General features: G+C 69.7%; 26 protein-coding genes. 18 read left to right on the plus strand and 8 right to left on the minus strand.

Going from position 1 to position 24,822, the window contains the following annotated elements; genetic code table 11:
* The first annotated feature begins 44 nt into the window (after positions 1–44).
* The 6 genes from leuC (at position 45) to ABVF28_RS07980 (ending at position 6,625) form a co-directional block, all read left to right on the plus strand.
* On the plus strand, positions 45–1,550 hold the full coding sequence (gene leuC, locus ABVF28_RS07955; RefSeq protein WP_371030108.1) for a 3-isopropylmalate dehydratase large subunit: 1,506 nt from the start codon (positions 45–47) through the stop codon (positions 1,548–1,550).
* Positions 1,550–2,179: a 3-isopropylmalate dehydratase small subunit gene (gene leuD, locus ABVF28_RS07960; protein WP_371030109.1), complete on the plus strand. Its 630-nt coding sequence runs from the start codon at positions 1,550–1,552 to the stop codon at positions 2,177–2,179. The genes leuC and leuD overlap by 1 nt, the downstream gene beginning before the upstream one ends.
* Entirely contained in the window at positions 2,176–3,546 is a 1,371-nt protein-coding gene (gene murA / locus ABVF28_RS07965; protein ID WP_104252457.1) for a UDP-N-acetylglucosamine 1-carboxyvinyltransferase, read from the plus strand. Before leuD ends, murA begins: the two co-directional genes overlap by 4 nt.
* Positions 3,547–3,548: 2 nt before the next feature.
* On the plus strand, positions 3,549–4,358 hold the full coding sequence (locus ABVF28_RS07970) for a lysophospholipid acyltransferase family protein (RefSeq protein ID WP_371030110.1): 810 nt from the start codon (positions 3,549–3,551) through the stop codon (positions 4,356–4,358).
* Positions 4,355–5,362 (plus strand): NAD(P)H-dependent glycerol-3-phosphate dehydrogenase, encoded by a 1,008-nt coding sequence (locus ABVF28_RS07975; protein ID WP_258068025.1) that lies wholly within the window; start codon positions 4,355–4,357, stop codon positions 5,360–5,362. Before ABVF28_RS07970 ends, ABVF28_RS07975 begins: the two co-directional genes overlap by 4 nt.
* Positions 5,363–5,434: 72 nt before the next feature.
* Positions 5,435–6,625 (plus strand): D-alanine--D-alanine ligase family protein, encoded by a 1,191-nt coding sequence (locus tag ABVF28_RS07980; protein WP_371030151.1) that lies wholly within the window; start codon positions 5,435–5,437, stop codon positions 6,623–6,625.
* A gap of 53 nt (positions 6,626–6,678) precedes the next feature.
* Here the strand turns inward: ABVF28_RS07980 and ABVF28_RS07985 are convergent, their stop codons facing one another.
* Entirely contained in the window at positions 6,679–7,176 is a 498-nt protein-coding gene (locus ABVF28_RS07985) for a DUF3515 family protein (protein ID WP_371030111.1), read from the minus strand.
* 24 nt (positions 7,177–7,200) lie between these two features.
* Between ABVF28_RS07985 and thiL the strand changes: the two genes are divergently transcribed.
* A complete protein-coding gene (gene thiL, locus ABVF28_RS07990) occupies positions 7,201–8,334 on the plus strand; it encodes a thiamine-phosphate kinase (protein WP_371030112.1) in 1,134 nt (377 codons plus the stop codon).
* Here the strand turns inward: thiL and rsmD are convergent.
* Positions 8,283–8,894: a 16S rRNA (guanine(966)-N(2))-methyltransferase RsmD gene (gene rsmD, locus ABVF28_RS07995; protein ID WP_371030113.1), complete on the minus strand. Its 612-nt coding sequence runs from the start codon at positions 8,892–8,894 to the stop codon at positions 8,283–8,285. The two genes, thiL and rsmD, sit on opposite strands and share 52 nt — an antisense overlap.
* A gap of 106 nt (positions 8,895–9,000) precedes the next feature.
* Between rsmD and ABVF28_RS08000 the strand changes: the two genes are divergently transcribed.
* From ABVF28_RS08000 to mutM, 10 genes are all read left to right on the plus strand, one after another.
* On the plus strand, positions 9,001–10,044 hold the full coding sequence (locus ABVF28_RS08000) for a MoxR family ATPase (protein ID WP_104311263.1): 1,044 nt from the start codon (positions 9,001–9,003) through the stop codon (positions 10,042–10,044).
* A gap of 3 nt (positions 10,045–10,047) precedes the next feature.
* Positions 10,048–11,361, plus strand: coding sequence for a DUF58 domain-containing protein (locus tag ABVF28_RS08005; RefSeq protein ID WP_371030114.1), 1,314 nt, complete (start codon positions 10,048–10,050; stop codon positions 11,359–11,361).
* Positions 11,358–13,820, plus strand: a complete 2,463-nt coding sequence (locus ABVF28_RS08010) for a transglutaminaseTgpA domain-containing protein (protein WP_371030115.1) — start codon at positions 11,358–11,360, stop codon at positions 13,818–13,820. The genes ABVF28_RS08005 and ABVF28_RS08010 overlap by 4 nt, the downstream gene beginning before the upstream one ends.
* Positions 13,820–15,970 (plus strand): ATP-dependent DNA helicase RecG, encoded by a 2,151-nt coding sequence (locus ABVF28_RS08015; RefSeq protein WP_371030116.1) that lies wholly within the window; start codon positions 13,820–13,822, stop codon positions 15,968–15,970. The genes ABVF28_RS08010 and ABVF28_RS08015 overlap by 1 nt, the downstream gene beginning before the upstream one ends.
* Before the next feature lie 106 nt (positions 15,971–16,076).
* Positions 16,077–16,817 carry a copper resistance protein CopC gene (locus ABVF28_RS08020; RefSeq protein WP_371030117.1) on the plus strand — a complete coding sequence of 247 codons (741 nt, stop codon included), beginning with the start codon at positions 16,077–16,079 and terminating at the stop codon, positions 16,815–16,817.
* Between the two features lie 108 nt (positions 16,818–16,925).
* Positions 16,926–17,426, plus strand: coding sequence for a pantetheine-phosphate adenylyltransferase (gene coaD, locus ABVF28_RS08025; RefSeq protein ID WP_371030118.1), 501 nt, complete (start codon positions 16,926–16,928; stop codon positions 17,424–17,426).
* Positions 17,427–17,470: 44 nt separating this feature from the next.
* Entirely contained in the window at positions 17,471–18,091 is a 621-nt protein-coding gene (locus ABVF28_RS08030; RefSeq protein ID WP_258068027.1) for a DUF177 domain-containing protein, read from the plus strand.
* Between the two features lie 41 nt (positions 18,092–18,132).
* A complete protein-coding gene (rpmF, locus tag ABVF28_RS08035; RefSeq protein ID WP_068484295.1) occupies positions 18,133–18,336 on the plus strand; it encodes a 50S ribosomal protein L32 in 204 nt (67 codons plus the stop codon).
* A gap of 10 nt (positions 18,337–18,346) precedes the next feature.
* Entirely contained in the window at positions 18,347–19,093 is a 747-nt protein-coding gene (rnc, locus tag ABVF28_RS08040) for a ribonuclease III (RefSeq protein ID WP_179557385.1), read from the plus strand.
* A gap of 2 nt (positions 19,094–19,095) precedes the next feature.
* The gene (mutM, locus tag ABVF28_RS08045) at positions 19,096–19,965 is read left to right on the plus strand and encodes a bifunctional DNA-formamidopyrimidine glycosylase/DNA-(apurinic or apyrimidinic site) lyase (protein WP_371030152.1); all 870 of its coding nucleotides are present in this window, start codon (positions 19,096–19,098) and stop codon (positions 19,963–19,965) included.
* Positions 19,966–20,011: 46 nt separating this feature from the next.
* Here the strand turns inward: mutM and ABVF28_RS08050 are convergent, their stop codons facing one another.
* Positions 20,012–20,734: an MBL fold metallo-hydrolase gene (locus tag ABVF28_RS08050; RefSeq protein ID WP_371030119.1), complete on the minus strand. Its 723-nt coding sequence runs from the start codon at positions 20,732–20,734 to the stop codon at positions 20,012–20,014.
* 53 nt (positions 20,735–20,787) lie between these two features.
* Here ABVF28_RS08050 and ABVF28_RS08055 point away from each other — a divergent pair, with 53 nt between their 5' ends.
* Complete coding sequence (locus ABVF28_RS08055; RefSeq protein WP_371030120.1) at positions 20,788–21,327, plus strand: TetR/AcrR family transcriptional regulator; 540 nt, start codon at positions 20,788–20,790, stop codon at positions 21,325–21,327.
* A gap of 18 nt (positions 21,328–21,345) precedes the next feature.
* On the opposite strand, the gene ABVF28_RS08060 is transcribed toward ABVF28_RS08055, so the two are convergent.
* From ABVF28_RS08060 to ABVF28_RS08080, 5 genes are all read right to left on the minus strand, one after another.
* A complete protein-coding gene (locus ABVF28_RS08060) occupies positions 21,346–21,711 on the minus strand; it encodes an iron chaperone (protein ID WP_371030121.1) in 366 nt (121 codons plus the stop codon).
* A 22-nt stretch (positions 21,712–21,733) separates the two neighbouring features.
* Complete coding sequence (gene rnhA, locus ABVF28_RS08065) at positions 21,734–22,183, minus strand: ribonuclease HI (RefSeq protein WP_104284999.1); 450 nt, start codon at positions 22,181–22,183, stop codon at positions 21,734–21,736.
* Between the two features lie 55 nt (positions 22,184–22,238).
* Entirely contained in the window at positions 22,239–22,709 is a 471-nt protein-coding gene (locus ABVF28_RS08070; RefSeq protein ID WP_371030122.1) for a hypothetical protein, read from the minus strand.
* 60 nt (positions 22,710–22,769) lie between these two features.
* On the minus strand, positions 22,770–23,462 hold the full coding sequence (locus ABVF28_RS08075; RefSeq protein WP_371030123.1) for a class I SAM-dependent methyltransferase: 693 nt from the start codon (positions 23,460–23,462) through the stop codon (positions 22,770–22,772).
* 150 nt (positions 23,463–23,612) lie between these two features.
* Positions 23,613–24,719 carry a GNAT family N-acetyltransferase gene (locus tag ABVF28_RS08080; protein ID WP_371030124.1) on the minus strand — a complete coding sequence of 369 codons (1,107 nt, stop codon included), beginning with the start codon at positions 24,717–24,719 and terminating at the stop codon, positions 23,613–23,615.
* Positions 24,720–24,822 lie beyond the last annotated feature (103 nt).

Here is a 24,822-nt window from a genome sequence, read left to right on the forward strand (position 1 = left end):
CGGTGTTCAAGGCGCCTGACCAGATGCGAGGAGACACAAGCAGCATGAAGACGGAACGCAGCAACGCACACGGCGCACCTCCAACGGCGCAGCCGAAGACCCTGGCGCAGAAGGTGTGGGAAGACCACCTCGTCGCCAAGGGCGAGGACGGCTCACCGGACCTCATCTACATCGACCTGCACATCATGCACGAGGTCACCAGCCCACAGGCATTCGACGGCCTGCGCGTCGCCGGCCGCCCCGTGCGCCGCCCCGACCTCACGATCGCGACGGAAGACCACAACACGCCGACGGTCGACATCCTGAACCGCATCGCCGACACCACGAGCCGCACGCAGATCGAGACGCTGCGCCGCAACGCCGAGGAGTTCGGCATCCGCCTCCACCCGCTCGGCGACGCCGAGCAGGGCATCGTGCACGTCGTCGGACCGCAGCTCGGCCTCACGCAGCCCGGCATCACCGTGGTCTGCGGCGACTCGCACACCTCAACCCACGGCGCCTTCGGCGCCATCGCGTTCGGTATCGGCACCAGCGAGGTCGAGCACGTGCTCGCCACGCAGACGCTCGCCATCAAGCCATTCAAGACGATGGCCATCAACGTCGACGGAACCCTCAGGGAAGGTGTCACGGCGAAGGACGTCATCCTCGCCGTCATCGCCAAGATCGGCACGGGCGGCGGCGCAGGCTACGTGCTCGAGTACCGTGGCTCCGCCATCGAGGCCCTCTCCATGGAGGGGCGCATGACGATCTGCAACATGTCGATCGAGGCCGGAGCGCGCGCGGGCATGGTCGCACCGGACGAGAAGACCTTCGCGTATCTCGAAGGCCGCGATCACGCCCCCGTGGGCGAAGACTGGGACGCGGCACTCGACTACTGGAGAACGCTGCGAACCGACGACGGCGCCGTCTTCGACGCCGAGGTCTCCATCGACGCCGACACCCTCGAGCCGTTCGTCACCTGGGGCACCAACCCCGGCCAGGGCGTCTCCCTCAGCGGCGTCGTCCCAGAGCCGTCCGAGTTCGCCGACCCCAACGACCGGCAGGCGGCCGAGCGTGCCCTCGAGTACATGGCGCTCGAAGCGGGCCGCCCGCTGAAGAGCATCCCCGTCGACGTCGTCTTCATGGGCTCGTGCACCAACAGCCGCATCGAAGACCTCCGCGCCTTCACCTCGGTGATCGCGGGACGCCAGAAGGCAGAGGGCGTGCGCGTCATGGTCGTCCCCGGTTCCGCGCGAGTGCGCCTCGAGGCGGAAGCCGAGGGCCTCGACAGGATCATCACCGACTTCGGCGCGGAGTGGCGCTTCGCGGGCTGCTCGATGTGCCTCGGCATGAACCCCGACCAGCTCGAACCTGGCCAGCGCTGCGCCTCCACCTCCAACCGCAACTTCGAAGGTCGTCAGGGCAAGGGCGGGCGGACCCATCTCGTGTCGCCCCTCGTGGCCGCCGCGACGGCGGTTCGCGGTACGCTCTCCAGTCCGTCCGATCTCGACCCGCCCGCCGCATCCGCGACCCCGGGCAACGCGCAGCAGCCACAGGAGGTGACCGTCTGATGGAGAAGATCACCCGCATCGAAGGCGCCGCCGTCCCGCTTCGCCGCTCCAACGTCGACACCGACCAGATCCTCCCAGCGGTCTACCTCAAGCGCGTCACCAAGACGGGCTACGAAGACGCGCTCTTCAACGGGTGGCGGCAAGACCCCGACTTCGTCCTCAACCGACCCGAATACCAGGAGAACCCCCGCATCCTGCTCGTTGGACCCGACTTCGGCACCGGGTCATCCCGAGAGCACGCCGTCTGGGCGCTCAAGGATTACGGCTTCCGAGCCGTCATCGGCTCCCGCTTCGGAGACATCTTCCTCGGCAACGCCGGCAAGCAAGGGCTGCTTGTCGCCACGCTGGAGGAGCACCTCGTAGAACAGCTCTGGGATGCCGCTGAAGCGGGCCCGGGTGCGGCTGCGGTCGTTGACCTCACCACGAACACCGTTACTGTCGGAGACATGACGGCGACGTTCGAGATCGACGACTACACGAGATGGCGTCTGCTCGAGGGCCTCGACGACATCTCGTTGACGTTGCGTGACGAACACGCGATCTCCACCTTTGAGTCACGCCGAGAGGCGTGGCGTCCGCGGACTCTTCCGATCCGCAGGTCCACCACCGCAGGGAGTGCAACTCAGTGAACACGATCACCAACGACTCGGCTCGCGCCGGCGCATCAGTCGGCCTGACCGGCGACACCATCGTCTTCAACGGCGGACGCCCGCTCGCCGGTCGCATCGAGGTCCGTGGCGCGAAGAACCTCGTGACCAAGGCCATGGTCGCGGCCCTCCTCGGCGAGGACGTCAGCGTGCTCCGCGACGTTCCGGACATCTCCGACGTCCGCGTCGTCGCCGGCCTCCTCACCCTCCACGGCGTGAAGATCGACCGCAACGAGGTGTCCGGCGACCTGCGCCTCGACCCGACGAACGTCGAGACGGCCCACATGGCCGAGATCAACGCGCACGCCGGCTCCAGCCGCATCCCGATCCTCTTCTGCGGCCCGCTTCTGCACCGCCTCGGCGAGGCGTTCATCCCCGACCTCGGCGGCTGCCGCATCGGCGACCGCCCGATCGACTTCCACCTCGAGGTGCTCCGCAACTTCGGCGCCGTCATCGAGAAGCTGCCGAGCGGCATCCGGATGAGCGCGCCAGAAGGCCTGCACGGCGCGAAGGTCACGCTCCCGTACCCGTCCGTCGGTGCCACCGAGCAGGTCCTCCTCACGGCCGTGCGCGCCAACGGGCGCACGGAGCTGCGCAACGCGGCCATCGAGCCCGAGATCATGGACCTCATCAACATCCTGCAGAAGATGGGCGCCATCATCTCGGTCGACGCCGACCGCGTCATCCGCATCGAGGGCGTCGAACGCCTCGGCGGCTACAGCCACAAGGCGCTCTTCGACCGCAACGAGGCAGCCAGCTGGGCCTCCGCGGCGCTCGTCACGAAGGGCGACATCTACGTCGGCGGCGCCAAGCAGCCCGAGATGCTCACGTTCCTCAACGTCTTCCGCAAGGCCGGTGGAGCGTTCGAGATCCACGACGACGGCATCCGCTTCTACCACCCCGGCGGTGAGCTGCGCCCCGTCGTCATCGAGACGGACGTGCACCCCGGCTTCATGACCGACTGGCAGCAGCCGCTCGTCGTCGCGCTGACACAGGCGCACGGCGTCTCGATCGTCCACGAGACCGTGTACGAGCAGCGCTTCGGCTTCGTCGACGCGCTCGTCGAGATGGGCAGCGACATCCAGCTGCACCGCGAGTGCCTCGGCAGCCAGGAGTGCCGCTTCGGACAGCGCAACTTCCAGCACTCCGCCGTCATCTCCGGCCCGACGAAGCTCAAGGCAGCCGACATCGAGGTCCCCGACCTGCGCGGCGGCTTCAGCCACCTCATCGCGGCGCTCGCAGCGGAGGGCACCTCGCGTGTCTCCAACGTCGGCATCATCGCGCGCGGCTACGAGAACTTCATCGCGAAGCTCGAGACCCTCGGAGCTGACTTCACGGTAGAGGCGTAGGAGTGACCGCTGCGAAGCGGGGATCTGCGGGGAAGCGCGTCTCGCCGGAGAAGAGCAGGCCGTCGATCTTCTGGTTCCTGGCGGCGATCGCCTTCCCGTTGAGCTGGCCGATCATGCGGTGGGAGATCAAGGGCGAGCTGCCGGTCGACGGCGCGTTCATCGTCGCCCCGAACCACACCAGCGAGATCGACCCGCTCATCATGGGGATGGCCGTCTGGAAGCTCGGCCGCGCGCCGCGCTTCATGGCGGCCGACCGGCTCTTCCGGGTGAAGGGGCTCGGCTGGATCCTCCGCAAGAGCGGGCAGATCCCCGTCTCGCGTGACGTCCGCGGCGCCAACCAGGCTGCCATCGCATCCGCGCAGCAGCTCGCACGCCTCGGCCAGGGAGTCATCATCTACCCGGAGGGCACGCTCACCCGCGAGCCCGAGCTGTGGCCCATGCGCGGCAAGAACGGAGCCGCCCGAGTTGCGCTGAGTGCCGACATCCCGGTCTACCCGACGGCGATCTGGGGCGCGCAGCACATCCTGCCCCGCTACTCCAAGAAGCTCACGCTGGGATGGCGCAAGACCATCACGGTGCACGTCGGCGACCCCGTCAGCCTCGCCGAGTTCAGTGGGCGCATGCACAGCGCGAGCGCCATGAAGGGCGCGACCGAGCTCATCATGCACGACATCACGGGACTGCTCGAGGGCATCCGCGGTGAGAAGGCTCCGACCGAGCTCTACGACCCGGCCAAGCACGGGCAGACGGAGCACGGCCGGTTCCCGCAGGACCGGGGCACCACCCCTCGGGAATCGGGGAGCGGGGCGTGAGCTCCGTGCAACGCGCCGTCGTGCTCGGCAGCGGCAGCTGGGGCACCACGTTCGCGAAGGTGCTCGCGGACGCGGGGCACGAGGTGACCATCTGGGCTCGCCGTCCTGAGGTCGCGAACGAGATCAACGAGTCGCACCGCAACACGGGCTACCTGCCCGGCATCGACCTGCCGAGGAACCTGCGCGCGACGCCGGACCTCGTCGAGGCGGTCCGAGGGCAGCACTTCGTCTTCGTGTCGGTGCCCGCGCAGACAGCGCGCGAGCTCGCCGGGCAGCTCGCCACCCTCATCGACGACGACGCGGTCGTCGTGAGCCTCATGAAGGGCGTCGAGCGCTCGAGCGGCCTTCGCATGAGCCAGGTGCTCACAGGCGTCCTGGACCTCCCGGCCGAGCGCATCGCGGTCGCCAGCGGGCCCAACATCGCGCTCGAGATCGCGAAGGAGCAGCCGACCGCCATCGTCGTCGCGTCGGACAGCGAGGCGACGGCCGTGAGCGTCGCGAAACTCGCCCGCAACGGCTACCTGAAGTCGTTCGTGAACGTCGACGTGGTCGGCACCGAGTTCGGCGGGGTCCTCAAGAACCTCATCGCGATCGCCGTCGGCATCGTCGACGGCGTCGGCTACGGCGAGAACACCAAGGCGTCGGTCATGACGCGCGGCCTCGCCGAGATCTCCGACTTCGCCGTCGCCATGGGCGCCCAGGCGTCGACCATGATCGGACTGGCCGGGCTCGGCGACCTCATCGCGACCTGCGAATCCCCGCTCTCGCGGAACTTCACGGCCGGCAGGCTCCTGGGGCAGGGCTACGTCTACGACGACGTCGTCGCGCAGATGCAGCAGACGGCCGAAGGGCTTCGATCGGTCGGCGCGATCCTCGAGCTCGCCGAGCGCCACGGTGTCGACATGCCCATCGCGACGCAGATCGACGACGTCCTCCACGGCCGCATGAGCCCCGCCGACCTGGCACCGCACCTCGCGACCGACGACGGACCGAGCGGCGAGTAGCGCCCGGTCCCGGCCTGGCGACCCCGTACCCTTGATGCGGTGAGCGAAGAGTCGCTCGTGGAAGGAACCCTCATGTCGACCGCTCAGCCGAACGCCACCGCAGCCGCAGACTCGCGGCCCCTCATCGCCATCGTCTTCGGCGGCCGATCGAGCGAGCACGCGATCTCGTGCGCCACGGCGAGCGGTGTCCTCGGCGCGATCGACCGCGACAAGTACCGTGTCCTGCCGATCGGCATCACGAGGGATGGCGCCTGGGTGCTGGAGGACGACGACGCGGACAAGTTCGCGCTCGACCCTGAGAACCTGCCCGAGGTCGTCGACAACGGCACGCGCATCCACCTGCCGGACTCCGCGAAGCACCGCGAGGTGACCGTCTCCCGAGTCGAGGGTGACGCCCTGGGTGCCGAAGCCGGTGCCGAGCTCACGGAGCGCACGTCGCTCGGCGAGGTCGACCTCGTCTTCCCGATCCTGCACGGCCCGTTCGGAGAGGACGGAACCGTGCAGGGCATGCTCGAGCTCGTCGGTCTGCCCTTCGTGGGGTCGTCGGTGCTCGCCGCGAGCGTCGGCATGGACAAGCACTACACGAAGATCGTGCTGCGGGATGCCGGCCTGCAGGTCGCGGCCGGCGTCACGATCACGCAGCATCAGTGGGACACCCAGGGTGAGTCGCTGGCGGCTGAGGTCATCGACCAGCTCGGACTTCCGGTGTTCATCAAGCCGACCCGCGCCGGCTCGAGCGTCGGAGTGAGCAAGGTCGCTGCGCTCGAGGAGTTCGCCGACGCCATGGCCACAGCCCTCGCTGAGGACGACCACGTGCTCGTCGAGGCGGCAGTCGCCGGCCGAGAGGTCGAGATCGCCGTGCTCGAGTCGCGGCCAGGGGAGCGCGCGCGCGCGTCCGTCGCCGGCGAGATCGTCATGACGAAGGCGGAGTTCTACGACTTCGAGGCGAAGTACCTCGACGACTCAGGTGTCGAGTTGCGCTGCCCCGCCGATCTGAGCGACGAGCTGCTCGAGGAGATGGTGGAGCTCGGCATCCGCGCCTTCGAGGCGCTCGGCGCGTCCGGTCTCGCGCGCGTCGACTTCTTCCTCACCGACGAGGGCTTCGTCGTCAACGAGATCAACACGATGCCCGGCTTCACGCCCATCTCCATGTTCCCGAAGTGCTGGCAGGCGAGCGGCATGAGCTACCCGGAGCTCATCACCGAGCTCATCGAGGTGGCGAGCGCGCATGCCGCGGCCCGCGAGGCGCGCCTCACGCGCTAGCGGCGGGGCCCGGGCGTCCGCGGGCGAGCACCCGGAAGCGACCTGGTGGGCCGCTACTGCGAGCCGAGCACGTCGTCGGCGCCCACGCAGGCGCCCGTCTTCGGCAGCTTCTCGACCGCATCCTCGAGGTCGATGAGCACGGCCGTCCCGGACACGACGTCTGAGTCGAGGATGACCTCGACGGCGGGCGTGCGACCGTAGCTCGTGAAGCGGTACGTGGGGGCCTGGCTGTCGTCGAGCACCCAGTCGATGCCGTTGAGGTTCTGGCAGTAGTCGGTGGTCGGCCCCGGGGTCGGCACGCCGCAGCGCAGCAGGACGCTGGCCGGGCTGCCCCAGGCTCCCGTGGCCTGCGCGTTCGTGAGTCGCAGCTCGAGCCCGTCGACGGTGGAGGGGAGACGGACCGAGACTTCCGCGCACTCGGGCGCTGCCGCGTCCGGCGCGGGTTCCATGGGCACGCTGGCGCTGTTGCAGGCGGTCAGCAGCACGATGGATGCGGCGGTCGCGACCACGGCGGAGCCGATTCGAGAGGCGGAGCGAGAGGTTCGAAGCATTTGCTCCCAGGCTATCGTGAACGGGTGCCCGCCCTTTCCGATGAAGCGTCCCGCCGTTCCGCTGCTGCCGTGTTCACGGTCGGCGAATGCGGCGAAGCCGAGCTGCTGCGGCGCATTCTCGCCAGGGTTCCCACTGCCAGAGCCGGGGTGCTCGGAGCCGGTGACGACGCTGCCGTCCTGGCGGCCGGCGACGGGAGGGTCGTCATCACGACCGACCTCATGATCGAGGGGCCGGACTTCCGTCTCGCCTGGTCGTCGGCTCGCGACCTCGCCCGCAAGGCGTGTGCCTCGAACCTCGCCGACGTCGCGGCCATGGGCGCCGCGCCGACCGCGATCACCGTGGCGCTCGCGCTCCCCGGCGAGACGGCGGTCTCCTGGGTCGAGGAGCTGGCCGAGGGCTTCGCCGAGGCCCTCCGCGAGATGGCTCCAGACTGCGGCGTCATCGGCGGCGACCTCTCGACGAGCGGACAGCTCGTGATCGCGATCACGGCGTTCGGTGACCTGGGCGGAGGAGAGCCGGTGCCGCGGTCCGGGGCGGAGGCCGGCGATGTCCTGGCCCTCAGCGGCCCGGCCGGGCGCAGCGGTGCGGGGCTCTCGCTGCTCTATGCCCTGGCCCGAGATGCGCGGGGCGAGGCGCTCGCCGAGGGCATCGCGGCCCTGCGCTCGCGCGGCGACGCCGTCGCCGCCGTGGTCGACTGGCATCTCGCGCCCACGATCGACACCTCGCTGGGGCTCGCGGCCAGGGAGGCCGGCGCGACGGCGATGATGGATGTCTCCGATGGCCTTCTCCTCGATGCGACCAGGCTGGCCCGGGCCAGCGGTGTGCGGCTCGAGATCGACACCTCAGTGCTCGGCTCCGACATCGAAGCGGTCGACGCAGCGCTGCGCGCCGCGATGCCGGAGCTCGACGAGACCCAGCGGCGGGCGCGCGCCGTGGAGCTCGTCGTAGTCGGCGGCGAGGACCACGGGCTGCTGGCGACCTTTCCGGCCTGGGCGACGCTGCCGGACGGGTTCCGCGCGATCGGGCGGGTGCATCCGGCGGGAGACGGGGCCGCCTCGGCGGTGCGCGTCGACGGTGAGCCGAGGGATGCGCGGGGCTGGGACCCCTACGCCTGGGACTTCTCGGCGTCTGATTCCTCGACGGGCACTGCCTCGTAGCTGTACACGATCGTCTCGCCGTAGGCTTTGCGGCGCAGCGGATCGAAGCTGTGCGGACCGGTCGGGGCAGGGGAGCGCGAGCCGCGTTCGATCACGACGACCGCCTCGGGCGCCAGGTGCGGCACCAGTGCCTCGAGCGCCTCCGAGAGCTCCGCCTCGCCGAGTTCGTATGGGGGGTCGATGAACACGAGCTCGAAACGCTGGGCAGGGGGAGTGCGGAGGAAGCTCGACACGGAGCTCTGCGCGACACGCGTCGTCACCGTGCGGCGGCCCTGCTCACGCGTCACGCGCGCGAGCAGCTCGGCGTTGGCGCGCAGCACGGCCGTGGCCGCCTTGGACTGCTCGACGAGCACGGCGCTGGACGCGCCCCGGCTGAGCGCCTCGAACGCCAGCGCCCCGGAACCCGCGTACAGGTCGAGCACGGCGACACCGCCGAGATCGAGCAGCGACTCGAGCGACGAGAACATCGCCTCCCGGACGCGGTCGCTCGTCGGACGAGTGCCGCTCTTGGGAACGGAGAGCGAGTGGCCCCTGGCGGCTCCTGCGATGATGCGTGTCACGCAGCGATCGTAGCCGTGAGGCCGCGACTGCATGCACAGTGGCGAGCTTCTGGCCGAACTTGTCGGGGGTGCGTGGAATGATGGGCACTTGAATTCGGAGGTGGCCATGGAACACGGCAACAGCGCGGAGACCGCGGCGGCGACGGCCCTGTCAGCCGCGCCTACTGGGCGCGAGCGCGCATCGAGCACAGCCGTTGCGCTGCAGGATGGCGCGCGTCAGATCCGCGAGAGCGTGTCGTCGGTCATCTCGGGGAAAGACGAGCAGGTGCATCTCGCCGTCGTCGTGCTCCTCGCCGGCGGTCACCTGCTGGTGGAGGACGTGCCCGGCGTCGGCAAGACGGTGCTCGCGAAGACGCTCGCGGCGGCGATGGACTCGAGCGTGAGCCGCATCCAGTTCACCCCTGACCTCCTGCCGTCGGACGTGACGGGTGTCGCGATCTACGACCAGGTCGAGCGCCGCTTCGAGTTCCAGCAGGGCCCGGTGTTCGCGAACGTCGTCATCGGCGATGAGATCAACCGCGCCTCCCCGAAGACCCAGTCGGCGCTCCTGGAGTGCATGGAGGAGGGACAGGTCACGGTCGACGGCGTCACGCACAAGCTCCCCGCGCCGTTCACGGTGTTCGCCACGCAGAACCCTTCGGAGATGGAAGGCACGTACGCGCTCCCCGAGGCGCAGCGGGACCGCTTCATGGCGCGGATGTCGATGGGCTACCCCGAGCGCGACGACGAGCTCGCGATGGTCGACCGCCGAGACTCGAGCGACCCCCTCGCCAGCGTGCGCGCATCGCTGAGCGCGACCGACGTGTCGACCATGATCGAGCAGGCCTCGCGAATCTACGTGGCCCCTGCCATCAAGCAGTACATCGTCGACCTCGCGAGGGCCACGCGCGAGCATCCAGATGTGCGCGTCGGCGTGAGCCCCCGCGCCACCCTGCACCTCGTCCGCGCCTCGCGCGCGGCTGCGGCGGTCGCCGGACGCGACTTCGTCGTGCCGGACGACGTCGCGAAGCTCGTCGGTCCCGTCTTCGCGCACCGTCTCGTGCTGAGCGCCCGCGGGTCGAGGGGCACCGCCGCGTCTGCATCCGCCGCCCGCATCATCGACCAGATCTCGCAGCAGATCGCCGTCCCAACGAGCGCGGCGACCGCGTAGCGCGTGGCGACGAAGCGCATCGAGAGGCGGCTGAGACCCACCAGCCGAGCCATCGGCCTGGTGGTGGTCGGCGTGCTGCTCGGAGCCGCTGCCGTGGTCTTCGGACGGGGCGAGCTGCTCGCCCTCGGTGGGTTCCTCGTCGCGTTGCCGCTCGTCGCCTACGTGCTTCGCCTCATCTGGCGCCCGCGCCTCGAGGCCGAGCGCACGATCTACCCGACGACGCTCGCCGTGGGTGATCGGATGCGAGTGGTCACGGAGGTCCGCAATCGGTCCTGGATCGCGCTCGAGCCGAGTTCCTACCTGGACCTGCTGCCTGGCGCGGAGCCGTCCAGCGTCGGCGGCGTGCTGCCGGCGATCGGCTCACGCATCAACCGCAACGAGGACAAGCGGCGTCGCCGGGTCGCCTACGGTGTGGATTCGATGCGGCGCGGAGTCCACGAGGTCGGGCCCCTGTTCTTCGACAACATGGACGGCCTCGGCCTGACCCGGCGAGTCCTGAAGATCGGTGAGGCGACCGAGGTCGAGGTGTGGCCACGCGTCGTCGACCTGCCGGCGATGTCGGTGCCGAGCGGCAAGAGCGGCGGCGAGGTCGAGGCCGGTGTCGCGCAGTCGGGTGACTCCGACGACGTGCTCACCCGCGACTACCGACGAGGGGACCCGCTGCGACGCATCCACTGGCGTGCGACGGCGCACGCGGGAGAGCTGCGCGTCCGCCAGGAGGAGCACCACGCCGAGGACACCTCCGTGGTGATCCTCGACACGAGCGGGGCACCCGCGGTCGAGGAACCGAAGGCGCCGATGACGATCATCGACCTCATGAACGAGCAGGCCAGTCCGTCGACTGCCGTGGATGCGGAGTTCGAGCTCGCGGTCTCTCTCGCCGCTTCGGTCCTCGCACGCTTCCACCGCTTCGGGTACGAGACCGAGCTCTTCGAGACGCACGCCGCTCTCGACGGCGACGCCGAGAGCACGCGCACGCCGTCGGAGGAGGCCCTCGAAGGGGTCATGCGTCGACTCATGCTCACGCAGCCCGACGCCGAGCGTCGGGAGGCCTGCGCCGAGGTCGTCGACGACATCTCCCGCGTGGCGCGCACTCCCGTCGTCTACGTGCACCGTCACCTGGGCGGGGAAGGCCTGGCCGCCATCCGATCGCTCTCGTCCGTCGCCTCGCCAGCCCTCGCGCTGCTCGTCTCCGACGGGCCCGTGCCCCCGGCCACCCTGACGTCGTTCACGGATGCCGGTTGGAACGTCGCCGTCTACTCACCCGCCCGCGCGCGGCCGTTCACGCCCGTGCTCGAGCTGGAGGCCACCGTATGAGCGCGCAGGCCACGACCACGGCGCAGATGCGTCGCCGCCAAGGCTGGAAGGGGACCCCGGGCGCCAACGGCTCATGGGTGGTCACCGTCTCGCTCGCCGTGCTGATCTACAGCGCGACGAACCTGCTCTGGCCGATCTTCGACACCAACACGTGGTCGGCGAAGGCCATCGTCCTGGTCACGATCATGCTCGGGGCCGCCGCGCTCGTCCGCACCTTCACCGGGTCCCAGCTCTGGGCGCTCATCGCCTCGATCGTGGGCGGCGCCATCGTTCTCGTGAGCTTTACCGGGCGCGGCTCGCCGCGGGCGACGGTCGAGGGCTGGGGTGTGCTCACCGAGCAGCTCGTCGAGCAGCTTCGCTCCGACGCGGCGCCACTGCGCGAGACCGACGCCATGACGATGCTCGTGCTCATCGGCGTCGCGATCATCGTGGTGCTCTGCGACTTCTTCGTGTTCGGCATCAGGGGTCGCTCGCTCGCGATGCTGCCGCTGCTCGCGTTCCCGCTCATCCCGATGGCCCTCGGCATCGACGCGTTCGACGGCTGGACGTACGTCTTCGCCGCGCTGGCGCTCGCGGTGTTCCTCTACGCGGTGTCGAGCTGGCACCAGCGTGTGCACGACGAGGAGCTCTCGTACCAGGGCTTCCTCGTCGACAGCAGAGGCCTGGCCGGCCTTGGCGGGGCGCTGGGCGTCACCGCGGTGTCGCTGGTTGCCGTCCTCGTCGCCTCGACCGTCGTCCCCGCGCCGACCGGCATCGACGCGATCCGGCAGACGTCCACGACCGGGCTGTCCACGAACCGGGCGAACCCCATCATCGACCTCGGCGAGGACCTTCGGCGCAACAACGCGGTCGAGGTGCTCCGCTACGCGACGACCACGGACCAGGGGTCGCTGCCGTACCTGACGCTGCAGACGCTCAGCGACCTGAACGGCAGCGACGACTGGACTCCCGGCGCGTTCGACGGGAACGTGGCGATCGACGGGGGCGAGCTGCCACTCCCGACCGGCGTCTCGGCGGGGGCGCAGTCGAGCGAGTTCACTACGCGCATCGTGCTCAACGACGGCGTGAGCTCGTTCCTCCCGCGACCCGGTTTCGCGGCTAGCATCGTGGACCTGCAGGGGGAGTTCCTCCTCGAAGAGCGGACCGGTGACGTGCGCAGCGCGAACGATGAAGCGCTGGCGCAGAACTACGAGATCCAGACGGTGGTGCCGACTCCGAGCTTCGAGACCATCTCGCAGCTCGAGGTCGACGTGCCGCCCGAGCTCGAACCGCTCACGCAAGTGCCGGAGGGGCCGAGTGCCGACCGCATTCGCGACGTGCTCGGCGAAATCGTCGACGAGGATGCCCCCGCCGGGACGCAGGCGCTGCAGCTCCAGGCGTTCTTCGCCGACGGCTTCGCGTACTCGGAGACCGCGCCCGTCCAGCAGGGGTACGACGGAACGAGCCTCGACGTCATCGCCGCCTTCCTGGACGCACGAGCGGGATACTGCGTGCATTACGCGTCGTCGATGGCGGTCATGGCACGCATGCTCGGCATCCCCTCCCGCATCGGCGTCGGCTTCACGCCGGGCTCCGCGGGGGAGCTGAACGCCGAGGGGCAGCCTGTCTACACCGTCACGAGCGACCAGCTCCACGCGTGGGCAGAGCTCTACCTGCCCGGCCACGGCTGGGTCATGTTCGAGACGACGCCCGCAGGTGCGCTCGGAAACCTCGTCGCGCCCGGCCCGGGTGAGACGACCGCGCCGACGATCGACCCGTTCGGGACCACGACGCCGACGCCGACCCCTGTCGAGACCCAGAGCACGGAGGCGCCGACCGTGCCGCCGGAGACGCCGACGCCGACTCCGACCGATGCGGCGGACAGCCCCGGCGCGCAGGAGGATGAAGAGGCGGGCATCGATCTCACCGCGGTGTTCGTCACGCTGGCGGTCATCGCCGGAGCGCTGGCGATCATCGCGCTCCTCCTCATCCCGGCGTTCCTGCGCGGCGCCAGACGTCGAGCGCGCCGAACCGCGGTCCTGACCGGGACGCCGCCGCAGCATCCGAGCGCGGGGACCGCGGCTTGGCAGGAGGTCTGCGAGAGCGCCGTCGACTACGGCGTCCGGCTCGCCGCCGGACTCACCCCTGAGGCGGTCGTCGCCGCCATCGCTGGCGCCGTCGAGACTCGCGGCGGCGCGGCAGACACGTCTGCTCCTGCTCCTGCTCCTGCCTCTGCGTCTGCCACCGACCCCGCAGTCGCGGAGGTGGATGACGCACGCGCCGCGCTCGACCGCCTCCGGGTCGAGCATGAGCACGCCGCCTTCTCGGACCCGGGAGCCGGGCAGCAGCTGAGCGCAGGCGAGCGGTCGGCGCTCTGGAACGATGTCCTCGTGGTCAGGGCAGCGCTCCGGGCCTCGGCACCGCCCGCCATCCGTCGCCGGGCGGTGCTCGCCCCGGCCTCCCTGTCAGGAAGGCGCTGATGGACGGATTCGGCCTCGACACGCCGCTCGAGGACGTGCTCGGGAAGCGCGACGCTCAGCAGCTCAAGAAGCAGCTCGACGTCACGACGGTCGCCGGCATGCTCGAGCACTACCCGCGCCGATATGCGCGCCGGGGTGAGATGACCGCCATCGAGTCGCTGCCGCTCGGTGAGCACGTCACCCTGGTCGCACGCGTGCTCCGCGTCAGCGACCGCCAGATGCGGGCGCGCCGCGGGTCGATCCTGGAAGTCGAGATCACTGACGAGAAGGGCATCGTCTCGCTGACCTTCTTCAACCAGAGCTGGCGGGCGAAGCAGCTGCAGCCGGGCGTGACGGGCATCTTCTCCGGCAAGGCGTCCGCCTACCGGGGAGCGATCCAGCTCGCCCATCCCGAGTACGAGCTGTTCGAGAACGCGCCGCTCGAGGCCCTGTCGGAGCGTCGAGACCAGTGGCTGAAGGAGCCGATCCCGATCTATCCGGCCACGGCCAGCCGGCCCACCTGGAAGGTCGCGGCCGCCGTCCAGGCTGTGCTCGAGGCGGTCCCGTTCCTGCGCGACCCGGTGCCCGTCGAGACGCGCGCCATGTTCGGCATGTACAGCTACGACGAGGCGATGCGCGCCATCCACCAACCCGAGACCTTCAAGCTGCTCGAACGAGCGCGGGAGTCACTGCGCTTCACCGAGGCCTACGTGCTGCAGGCCGCGTTGCTGCAGCGTCGCGCCATCTCCGAGCTCGTCGCCGCCCGGGCCAGGACCGACGACATCGGCCCGATGCTCGCGGCCTTCGACGAACTGGTGCCCTTCGAGCTGACACCCGACCAGAAGACCGTCGGTCGGCAGATCGCGAAGGATCTCGCGCGCGGCGTGCCGATGCACCGCCTCGTGCAGGGCGAGGTCGGCTCCGGCAAGACACTCGTCGCCCTGCGCGCGATGCTGCAGGTCGCCGACGCAGGCGGACAATCGGCCATGCTCGCTCCCACCGAGGTGCTCGCGTCCCAGCACTACCGCTCGATCATCGACTCGCTGGGGCCGGAGCTCGCCGAGCGGCTGAAGCCAACGCTCATCACCGGAAGCATGCCGAAAGCCGAGCGCAAGCGGGCCGCGCTCCGCGTCGTCGCCGGCGAGGCGAAGATCATCGTGGGCACCCATGCGCTGCTCAGCGACGACGTCATGTTCGACGACCTGGGCCTCGTCATCGTCGACGAGCAGCACCGGTTCGGGGTCGAGCAGCGCGAGTCGCTGCGCGCCAAGGGCGCCCAGCCGCCGCACCTGCTGGTGCTCACCGCGACACCGATCCCGCGCACGGTCGCGATGACGGTGTTCGGCGACCTCGACATCTCGAGCATCGTGACGATGCCGAAGGGGCGCCAGAAGATCGAGACGTTCGTCGTCGCGACTCGCGAGCATCCGCACTGGCTCGAACGCGCCTGGCAGCGCGTCGCGGAAGAGGTCGACCGCGGGCGGCAGGCGTTTGTCGTGTGCCCGGCCATCGAGCCCTCCGAGCCCGCGGAGCCCGCCGAGGGTGAGGAGGCACCGCAGCCGGTCGCCGCCGTCATGGAGCTCGCGCCGACGCTCGCCGTGCATCCGCTGTTCGCGGGCAAGCGCGTCGCCGCCGTGCACGGGGCGATGCCGAGCGACGAGAAGGACGGCGCCATGCGGGCCTTCGCGGAGGGCAAGATCGACGTGCTCGTCGCCACGACCGTCATCGAGGTCGGTGTCAACGTGCCGAACGCGTCGGTCATGATCGTCATGGATGCGGACCGCTTCGGCGTCTCGCAGCTGCACCAGCTGCGCGGTCGCGTGGGGCGAGGGGAGCACCCGGGGCTGTGCCTGCTCGTCTCGAACTCCGAGGAGGAATCCACTGCTCGGGAGCGCATCAACGCAGTGGCGGAGACGCTCGACGGCTTCGAGCTCGCCGAGCGCGACCTCGAGCTGCGCCGCGAGGGCGACGTGCTCGGCACTGCACAATCCGGCGGGCGGACATCCCTGAAGCTGCTCCGGGTCATCGAGGACACAGACCTCATCCGTTCCGCGCGAGACGAAGCCGCTCTGCTGATCAACGACGACTGGAGCCTGAAGCGCTGGCCGGACCTCAAGGCGGCGATAGGCCGCCACAGCTTCGAGGAGCGGGAGTTCCTCGGCAAATCCTGACGGCGGCGGTCGGTGCCGTCAGGCGAGCGGGGCTCGCCCAGACGGGTCCGCACGAGGGGAGGCCCGTGCCAGGGGCCAGGTCGGGCCCCTGGCCTACGATGGTCCGGTGACCTCTTCCTCCTCCGTGCGCTCGCTCCGTATCGCCTCCCGCCTGATGATCGCCGCGATGCTGGCCTTCCTGGCGCTCGCGCTCGGGATCGGGTCGCAGTACGCCTCCGCGCACGACTCGCTGGTCGAGTCGAGCCCCTCCGCCAACGAAGCCGTGGAGGTGGCCCCGGCGAGCGCGACCCTGACGTTCTCCGCGGAAGTGCAGTCGGAGGGCACGCTCGGACCGCAGATCGAGCTGTTCGCGGTGAGTGCCGTGGAGGAGACCGCCGTCGACCTCGAGTCGCCTGCGACGGTGGACGGCACGGTGGTCGACCAGGCGCTCCCCGAGCTCGCTGCCGGAGACTACGCGCTCAACTGGCAGGTCGTCTCCTCCGACGGCCATCCGATCTCCGGCACCATCCCGTTCACCGTCTCCGTGGGCGTCGCCTCCGTCGAGGACGCGCAGCCCTCAGAATCCGCGCCCGCCGGCTTCGGAGCCGCGGAGAACACGGAGGGGTCCACGCTCACCAACAGCGACGCGGGAGCGACAGGCGCGGCGGAGCGATCCAGCACCCCGGTTCCCCAGGACTCGGGCATCCCCGCGTGGGCCTGGGTGCTCATGGGGCTCGCCGGAGTCTCCGTCGTCCTCGTCTCCTTCCTCGTGTTCCGTCGCAAGGCCGCTGACCTCGAGGCGAGCCGCAAGCCGCAGGCCGACGAGCCGACGGCAGACCAGGACGACGACACGCCCAACGCGCGCTGACGCTGAGCTGGCCCGCCGGGCGGCGTTCCGGCCCCGCGTTCCGCCCGCGAGCGGCAACGTGGTTCTCGTGCGCGCTTCGCGCAGGAAGTGCCCCGTAGTCTTGTCCGCATGAGCAGAATCGCTGTTGTGCCCGGTTCGTTCGATCCGGTGACCCTTGGCCACCTCGATGTCATCCAGCGCGCCACCTCGGTCTTCGAGGAAGTGCACGTCGTCGTCGTGCACAACCCGGACAAGCACGCGCTCCTGCCCATCGCACGCCGGGTGGAGCTCATCGAGCAGGCCGTCTCGGCGAGCGGGATCCGCGGCAACGTCCGCGTCGCCTCCTGGAGCGTCGGCCTGCTGGTCGACTACTGCACCGATGTCGGCGCGAAGGTCGTCGTGAAGGGCATCCGCTCGCAGGCCGACGTCACCTACGAGACGCCGATGGCGATCGTGAACCGCAACCTCGCCCGTGTCGAGACGATGTTCATGCTCCCCGACCCGAGTCACGCGCACGTGTCCAGCTCGCTGGTCCGTCAGGTGGCTGGCCTCGGGGGCGACGTCTCGCCGTACGTGCCGCGCGTCGTCTACGAGTACCTGCAGGGCGACACCGACACCTCCATCGAGTAAAGGGGTTCGGGATGCACTCCGAGCCGAGGGCGTACAATCTCCCGGTGACTTCCTCTCCGTACCTCGTGAACATCGCGACCATCGTGGGCAAGGCCGGCACGATGCGCACCCTCGAGCTCGACTTCGATGCGCCTGAGCGCATCGGCGAAGGGCTCGGCTACATCGAGAAGGGCACGCCGATCGAGCTCGACGTGCGTCTCGAGGTGCTGCACGACGGCATTCTGGCGACCGCAAGCCTCGAGTCCCGGATGAGCGGGGAGTGCAGCCGATGCCTGACGCCGCTGGACGAGCCGCTCCGGGTCGATTTCGCAGAGCTTTTCGCGTATGCTCGCGACGAAGCCCTCGAGTACGAGGTTCACGACGACACTGTCGACCTTGAACCGCCCGTTCGCGATGCGGTAGTGCTCGCACTGCCATTCCAGCCGGTTTGTCGGCCGGACTGCCTCGGCCTAGATCCCGAAACCGGCGAGAAGCTGGTGGAGCCGCTCGAAGAGCAGGCGCCCGCGGTTGACCCGCGTTGGGCGGCACTGGCAGGGTTTGGCGCTTCAACAGAAGCAGCCGAGGAACCAGCAACGGGTTCTGAGGAAGTCGCGGGTCCTCGTGAGACAGATGTTCGTGAGGGCACGCGCAACCATGATTACAAGGGGGAGTCGGGCCAGAGATGAGCTCGCCTCCCTGCACGATGAAAGATGAAAGGTAGACGCCGATGGCTCTCCCCAAGCGCAAGATGAGCCGCTCGAACACGCGTTCGCGTCGTTCGCAGTGGAAGGCCTCCGTGCCGACCCTCGTCAAGACCGTTGAGAACGGCAAGGTCACCTACAGCCTCCCGCACCGCGCGAAGGTTGTCGAGGACGCAGCTGGCACTCCGCTGTTCTTCGAGTACAAGGGCCGCAAGGTCGCAGACGTCTGATCCTCGCGTCATGCACGACGTGAAGATCATCGACCCCGACGCCGCACCGTCAGCTGAGCTGGCAGGCGGCCTCGGGGTCGACTTCGTTCCCGCGCTCCTCGAGCTCGCGTTGACCCACAGGTCGTACGCGGTCGAGAACGGCGGCATCCCCGACAATCAGCGCCTCGAGTTCCTCGGTGATTCGATTCTCGGGCAGGCCGTGACGGTCATGCTGTACCGCACGTACCCCGACTACACGGAGGGGCAGCTGTCGCGCCTGCGCGCGTCCCTCGTCTCGACGGTGGCGCTGGCGGAGATCGCTCGGGGCATCGACCTCGGGAAGTATCTGCACCTGGGGCGCGGCGAGCACCTGACGGGTGGCAACAACAAGGACTCGGTGCTCGCCGACACGATGGAGGCGGTCATCGGGGCCGCCTATCTGTCCGCCGGTGTCGACGTCGCGACCGAGTTGATCCTGCGACTGGTGGAGCCGAAGCTCGCGGTCGTGTGGCGCCTCGGCGCCGAGCAGGACCCGAAGACCGCTCTGCAGGAGCTCGCCGATACTCGCGGTGCCGAGCCGCCGAGGTACGAGGTCGAGGGATCCGGGCTCGAGCACGACCGCAGCTTCACGGCCACGGTGACGGTGCTGAAGAAGAAGCGCATCCTCGCTCAGGCGAAGGGTGTCGGCACGAGCAAGAAGCAGGCCGAAGTGGCTGGGGCGCTTGCCGCGTGGCATCAGCTGAGCGAGGGCGACGACGTCGCCCCTTCGGTCTCCTAGCCGTGCCGGAGCTGCCTGAAGTCGAGGTCGTCCGCCTCGGCCTCGCCCCCGCCGTGACGGGGGCATCCGTGTCCGCCGTCGAGGTGCTCGACGAGCGGTCCCTCCGTCGTCACCTCGGTGACTCGACGCACTTCGTGGGTGCGCTCGAGGGTGCGCGGTTCTCGAGCGTCTCCCGCCGGGGCAAGTACCTGTGGCTCCCGCTTGAGGGCCGCGAGGAGGCCCTGACCGCGCATCTCGGCATGAGCGGGCAGATGCTGCTGCGCTCCTCCGACGCTCCTGACGACCGTCACCTGCGCGCGCGCATCCGCGTCGATGGCCCTGCCGGCGACCTCGTGGTGGCGTTCGCCGACCAGCGCGTGTTCGGCTCGCTCGCGATCGACCGGCTTGTGCCGACCCTGGACGTCGCGGGCGAGCATGTCCCATCGCAGGTCGCGCACATCGCCCGGGACCCGCTCGACCCGCACTTCGACGACGACGCCTGGTCGGCCGCGCTGCTGCGACGCAAGACGGGCGTGAAGTCAGCGCTGCTGGACCAGACGCTCATCTCGGGGATCGGCAACATCTACGCCGACGAGGCGCTGTGGCGAGCGCGGCTGCACTACGCGCGCAACACGGCGGGGCTGTCGCCGTCGAAGGCGAGGGAGCTGCTGCAGCACGTGCGCGAGGTCTTCGCGAAGGCGCTCGCCGAGGGTGGCACATCCTTCGATGCCCAGTACGTCAACGTGAACGGGCAGGCCGGGTACTTCGCGCATTCGCTCAACGTGTACGGGCGGCAGGGGAAGCCCTGCCCGAGGTGCGGGCGGCCGATCGTGCGCGAGAAGTTCCAGAACCGCGGCGCGCACTTCTGCGAGAAGTGCCAGCGGGAGCGCTAGCCGCCGCCACCAGCGACGTCCTGGGTCGCGTGGGCGAGCATCGCGGTCAGCGGGGCCCAGTGGCCGCCGACTCGACCGCCGCCACCGCCGCCTCCACTCCCTCGCTCCACGGGGCCCCGTGGCCGGGCAGCACCCACTTCGCTGTGGTGTCGACGATGGCCTGCAGGGATGCGATCGCCTGGGCGGGCTCGTCAGTGAACGGGGCTGGCTGCGGGCCTTCCGCTCCGGTCAGGACGTGGCGGGTGGTGAGTCCGTCGCCCACGAAGACCGCATCCGCGACCGGCACGTAGACGGCGATGCTGCCCGCGGAGTGGCCGGGCATGCCGATGATCTGAGGCGAGCCAGGGAGGTCGAGGGTCTCGCCGCCCTGGACCTCGACGACCTCTGTCAGCCACTCGGTTCGTGCGCCACCCTTGCGCAGCGTGTAGGCGGCGAACCCGAGGAGTGCGCCGAGCTTCATCTGCTGCTTCGCGGTGGCTGGCTTCGGACCGCCCTTCGCCCGCTCCGCGTCCCCAGCGTGGATGAAGACCGGCACACCGTGGTCGCGTCGGAGGTGTTCCGCGAAGCCCACGTGGTCGGAGTCGCCGTGCGTGAGGATCACCCCCCTGATGTCGGCGACCGTGAGCCCCAGCGTCGCGAGCTCTGTCACGAGCTCGCGCCAGTGGCCGGCCAGGCCCGCGTCGATGACGGTCACGCCCTCCGGCGTCACGACGAGGTAGGCGGCCACGATGTCGTTGCCGATGCGGTGGAGCGAAGTGTCGAGTCTCATGATGGCTAACCTATGTAGCCATCATGGCTACTGTCAATAGCTATAGTGGATGCATGCCTACCCCGGACAGGACCTCCCTCGGCGCCATCGTGCTCGCTGCCCGCGACCTCCTCGAGAGCGAGGGGCTCGCAGGTCTCAGCATGCAGGCGGTCGCCGCCCGTGTCGGCGTGCGAGCTCCGTCCCTCTACAAGCGCGTGGCGAACCGCGAGGAGCTCATCCAGTTGGTGGCGGAAGCGACCCTCAGCGAACTCGGGGAGCGACTTGATCAGGCGGGCAGTCTCGAGCAGCTCGCGGGCGAGTTCCGGGTCTTCGGCCACGAGCGGCCAGCCGCCTTCCAGCTGATCCTGACGCCGGGCGCGGGGACGCCGACGGCACGGCCCGAGTTCGGAGCGTCCGCCAGCCAGAGCATCCTGCGGCTCGCGGGCGAACTGGCCGGTGAAGAACGTGCGCTCGAGGCGGCCCGGACGCTCACGGCATGGGCTGCCGGCTTCGTGAGCATGGAGCTCAACAGCGGCTTCAACCTCGGCGGGGACGTCGACGAGGCGTGGCGCTTCGGGCTCGCGAGCATCGTCAGGGCGATCGGCGACGAGTAGTTCGCGTCGAGTCGCGAGCTACTGCTGCCGGCCGGCGTCGATCTGCCGTGCCTGGTACGTCACGAGCTCCTCGATGAGCGCATCCGGAAGGGGCTTCGCGACCGTGAACTGGATGGCGTGCTTCGTCGTCGTGTAGTCGGTGAGGCGGTCTGCGAACTCCTCGATCGCCCACTCGGACGGGTAGAAGCTCAGGTGCTTCTTCGACGCCGTGAAGTAGACCAGCGCCCTGCCCTTGTAGGCAAGCGTCGGCATCCGGTAGCTGATCTTCTCCTCGGCCTCCGGCACCATGCGCTTCACGATCGAGCGGATGCGCTCGAGCTCGGCCCGATACTCCGGGCTCAGTGCCTCGAGATACTCGTCGATGCTGCTTGCCGTCTCAGCCATGCTTCGAGTCTACGGAAGCGGCCTAGCCGCGGCCGAGTGCCTGGTCGACGCCTTTGTTCGCGAGCATGTCGGCGCGCTCGTTGCCGACATCGCCTGAGTGGCCCTTCACCCAGCGCCACTCGATGGTGTGGCCGCTGTCCTCGACGAGCGCGTCGAGCTCCTTCCAGAGCTCCGCGTTCTTGACGGGCTGCTTCGAAGCGGTCTTCCACCCCTTCGCCTTCCACCCCTTGATCCACTCGGTGATGCCCTTGCGGACGTACTGGCTGTCCAGGTAGAGCGCGACGTTGCAGGGCTTCTTGAGTGCGCTGAGGCCCTCGATGACGGCCTTGAGCTCCATGCGGTTGTTGGTCGTGTTGAGCTCGCCGCCGAACAGCTCCCGCTCGTGGTCGCCCGACTTCAGCCAGACCCCCCAACCGCCCGGCCCTGGGTTGCCCTTGCAGGCGCCGTCCGTGTACATCACAACATCGCTCATGTGCGTCCTCCGGATTCGCGGCCAAAACCGATAGCGTACGCGCCGCCGTCCGGCTTCACTGCACTTCCTCCGGCGCGGCCGCGGGGCTCACGTAGACGTTCTCGCTCAGCCGGGTGAGGGAGATGTCCTGGGGGAGGCGCTCCGGCCCCGCATCGTCCGGCACGACGAAGTAGGTGGAGCGGTCATCCCCGAAGCTCCCGCCGACGATGCTGCAGGTGAGCCCCCAGTCCTCGTCGCCAGGTCCGGTCAGCACGAGGCAGACGGAGTCCTCACCGCCCTGCGTGCCGCGCGCGAGGAACACGAGTGTCCCGTCGTTCTCCGCGGCGAGCCTGACCGTCTCGACATCTACTTCGACGCCGTCCTGGGTGGTCTCGACGGCGGAAGGCAGCACGTCCCTCTCGTCGGCCGCGCGCGCCAGGTCTGCGTAGTGCGCCTCATCCTCGGGAGGTGACGAGGCGCATCCGGTCAACACGGCGATGGCCAGCAGTCCCGCCCCGGCGACGCGGGAGGGTCGAGCACCGTTCACTGTTCACTCCTTTGTCGTCGAGGTCTCAGTCAAGCAGGCCGGGAGGGTGGCAGTGGTGGGTCAGGCGCGGCGGCGCAGCAGCACCACGCTGTCCTCGAGGGTGCCGGGTTCCCCGTCTGGGGAGGTGACCTCGCGGGTGCGGAGCTCGGTGATCACCGTCTCCCACCCGTCGGCGGGCAGTGCCAGGTCGGCGATCTCACGCTCGGGATGCACGAACAGGTGCGCGGGATGCTCGGAGGTCTCTACCCAGGACGGAGGGCCGGCGTGCGCGACCGTGAGGAGGTGGCCGCCGGGCGCGAGCGTGAGGGCGGCCTCGCGGATGATCTGCGTTCGAGGGAGGTGCACGGGCGACTGGAGGAAGCTCGCCGTGACGAGGTGGAGCGGTTCTGTCGGACGCCACGTCTCGAGGTCGCCGGCCACGAAGTCGATCAGCGATTCATCGATGCCCGCTGTCAGGGCTGCCGCGCGTGCCCGATCGATGGCGACCGTCGAGATGTCGATGCCAGTGACCCTCCAGCCGTGCTGAGCGAGCCAGATCGCGTCGCCGCCCTCGCCGCATCCGAGGTCCAGGGCACGGCCGGGCGTGAGCGCACCGGCCACGCTGGCGAGGTTCGCGTTGACGCGGCCAGACCAGACCGCGGGCTTCGCCGAGTACAGGCCCTCCCAGAACTCGGTGGGGGCCTGCGGTTGGCCAGCTGTCGCGGCGGAGTCCGTGCTCGAGGCAGCGGAGGCGTGGTGGTGGTGCGAGGTCATGCGCTCAGCATGCGCACCCGTCCGCGCATCCGCAACCCTGTTTGCTGGAACCGCAAACGCCAGGGGTGGCCAACTTGCGGGACGAACGGAATGAGCGGGGGTGCGCGCGGCCTGTCCTGCGCGTTTCATCACGCAAGCTGGCCGGCCTGCTCACGACAGCCGCTTCTGCCACCCACCCTCCGGCGCGAGCGGAACCAAGCCGAGCGCCTCGTTGACGCGCAGCATGTGTGCGTTCTCCTCGGCGTTCCAGGTGAAGACGCCCGTGCACTCCGGGTAGCGCTCGGCGAGCTGCACGAGGTTGGCCGCTTTGACGAGCATCCCGAGCCGCCTGCCGCGGTGCGTCGACGTGACGAGCGTGTTGTCCTGCTGCGCCGGGCGCGTGGTGTCGTCGAGGTCGAGCTGCAGCATCGACTGGGCCACGAGGCGGCCGCTCGGGACGTGCAGCACGGCCGCGTTCAGGAACGTCGCCCCGGATGCGAGCGCGCGGCGTTCCAGCTGGGCGACTCGCTCGGCGTCCCAGTGCTCTTCGTCCACTTCGAGCTCACCGGCCGGGGCGTCGACCGACATGTCGCCGTTGAGTCTCGCGAGGTCGTCGAGGTGCGCGGGGCTGCTCTCGCCCTCCCAGGTGAGCACGCGGTAGTCGGTGCCGGCGCGCGCCGCCGCGGCCTCCATGTGCGCGAGCAGGCTTTCGGCCGACACCGGGAGGCGTAGCTCGCTGATGCGCTCGATCTGGCCGAGCTCCCAGCCGGTCTTCCACAGGAAGCGAGCGGCGGGGTCCGCCGCCGAGACGCTGCCGTGCCCGGTCGGCGCGGCCACCCGCTCGCCTCCCGGGGTCGGATGCTCGACCCAGGCCTGCAGGGACGTGCGGCCGTCCGCCCGTGCGAGCTCCTCGAGGCGGGCCGCGACGAAGGTGCCGATGCCTCGCCGCCTGGCAGGCGCATCCACGACGACGTGCGGGTACGCGTGCGTGGGGGAGTCGCGGGGCGAGACCATGAGCTTCGCCGCGGCGACCGGATGCTCGCCCGCGTCCCGCCCGTCGCCGCTCGGGAAGGCGAGGAACAGGCGGCTCGTGACGGGGCCCGGCATGGTCCAGTCGGCGAGGATGCGCCGGCTCGTCTCGAGCAGACGACCCTCGCCGTAGGTGGCGGCGTATCCGGAGTTGACGATGTCGCGGAAGCGCTCCAGCAGGCGCCAGGCCTCCCCGTCTCGGGCCGACGCCGGCTCTGGAGGCGTGAGCTCCCGAATGAAGTAGTCCACTCCGGTACCGTAGCTGTCAGGCCAGGGCCCCGTCAGCCCCGCCAGCGCGCCGATCGGGGCGCCGCGACCCCAGTCCGAGCAACCAGCCCGGTCCGACCCACGA

This window comes from Pseudoclavibacter sp. JSM 162008 (genome assembly GCF_041366455.1).
Taxonomy (GTDB): Bacteria; Actinomycetota; Actinomycetes; order Actinomycetales; family Microbacteriaceae; genus Pseudoclavibacter.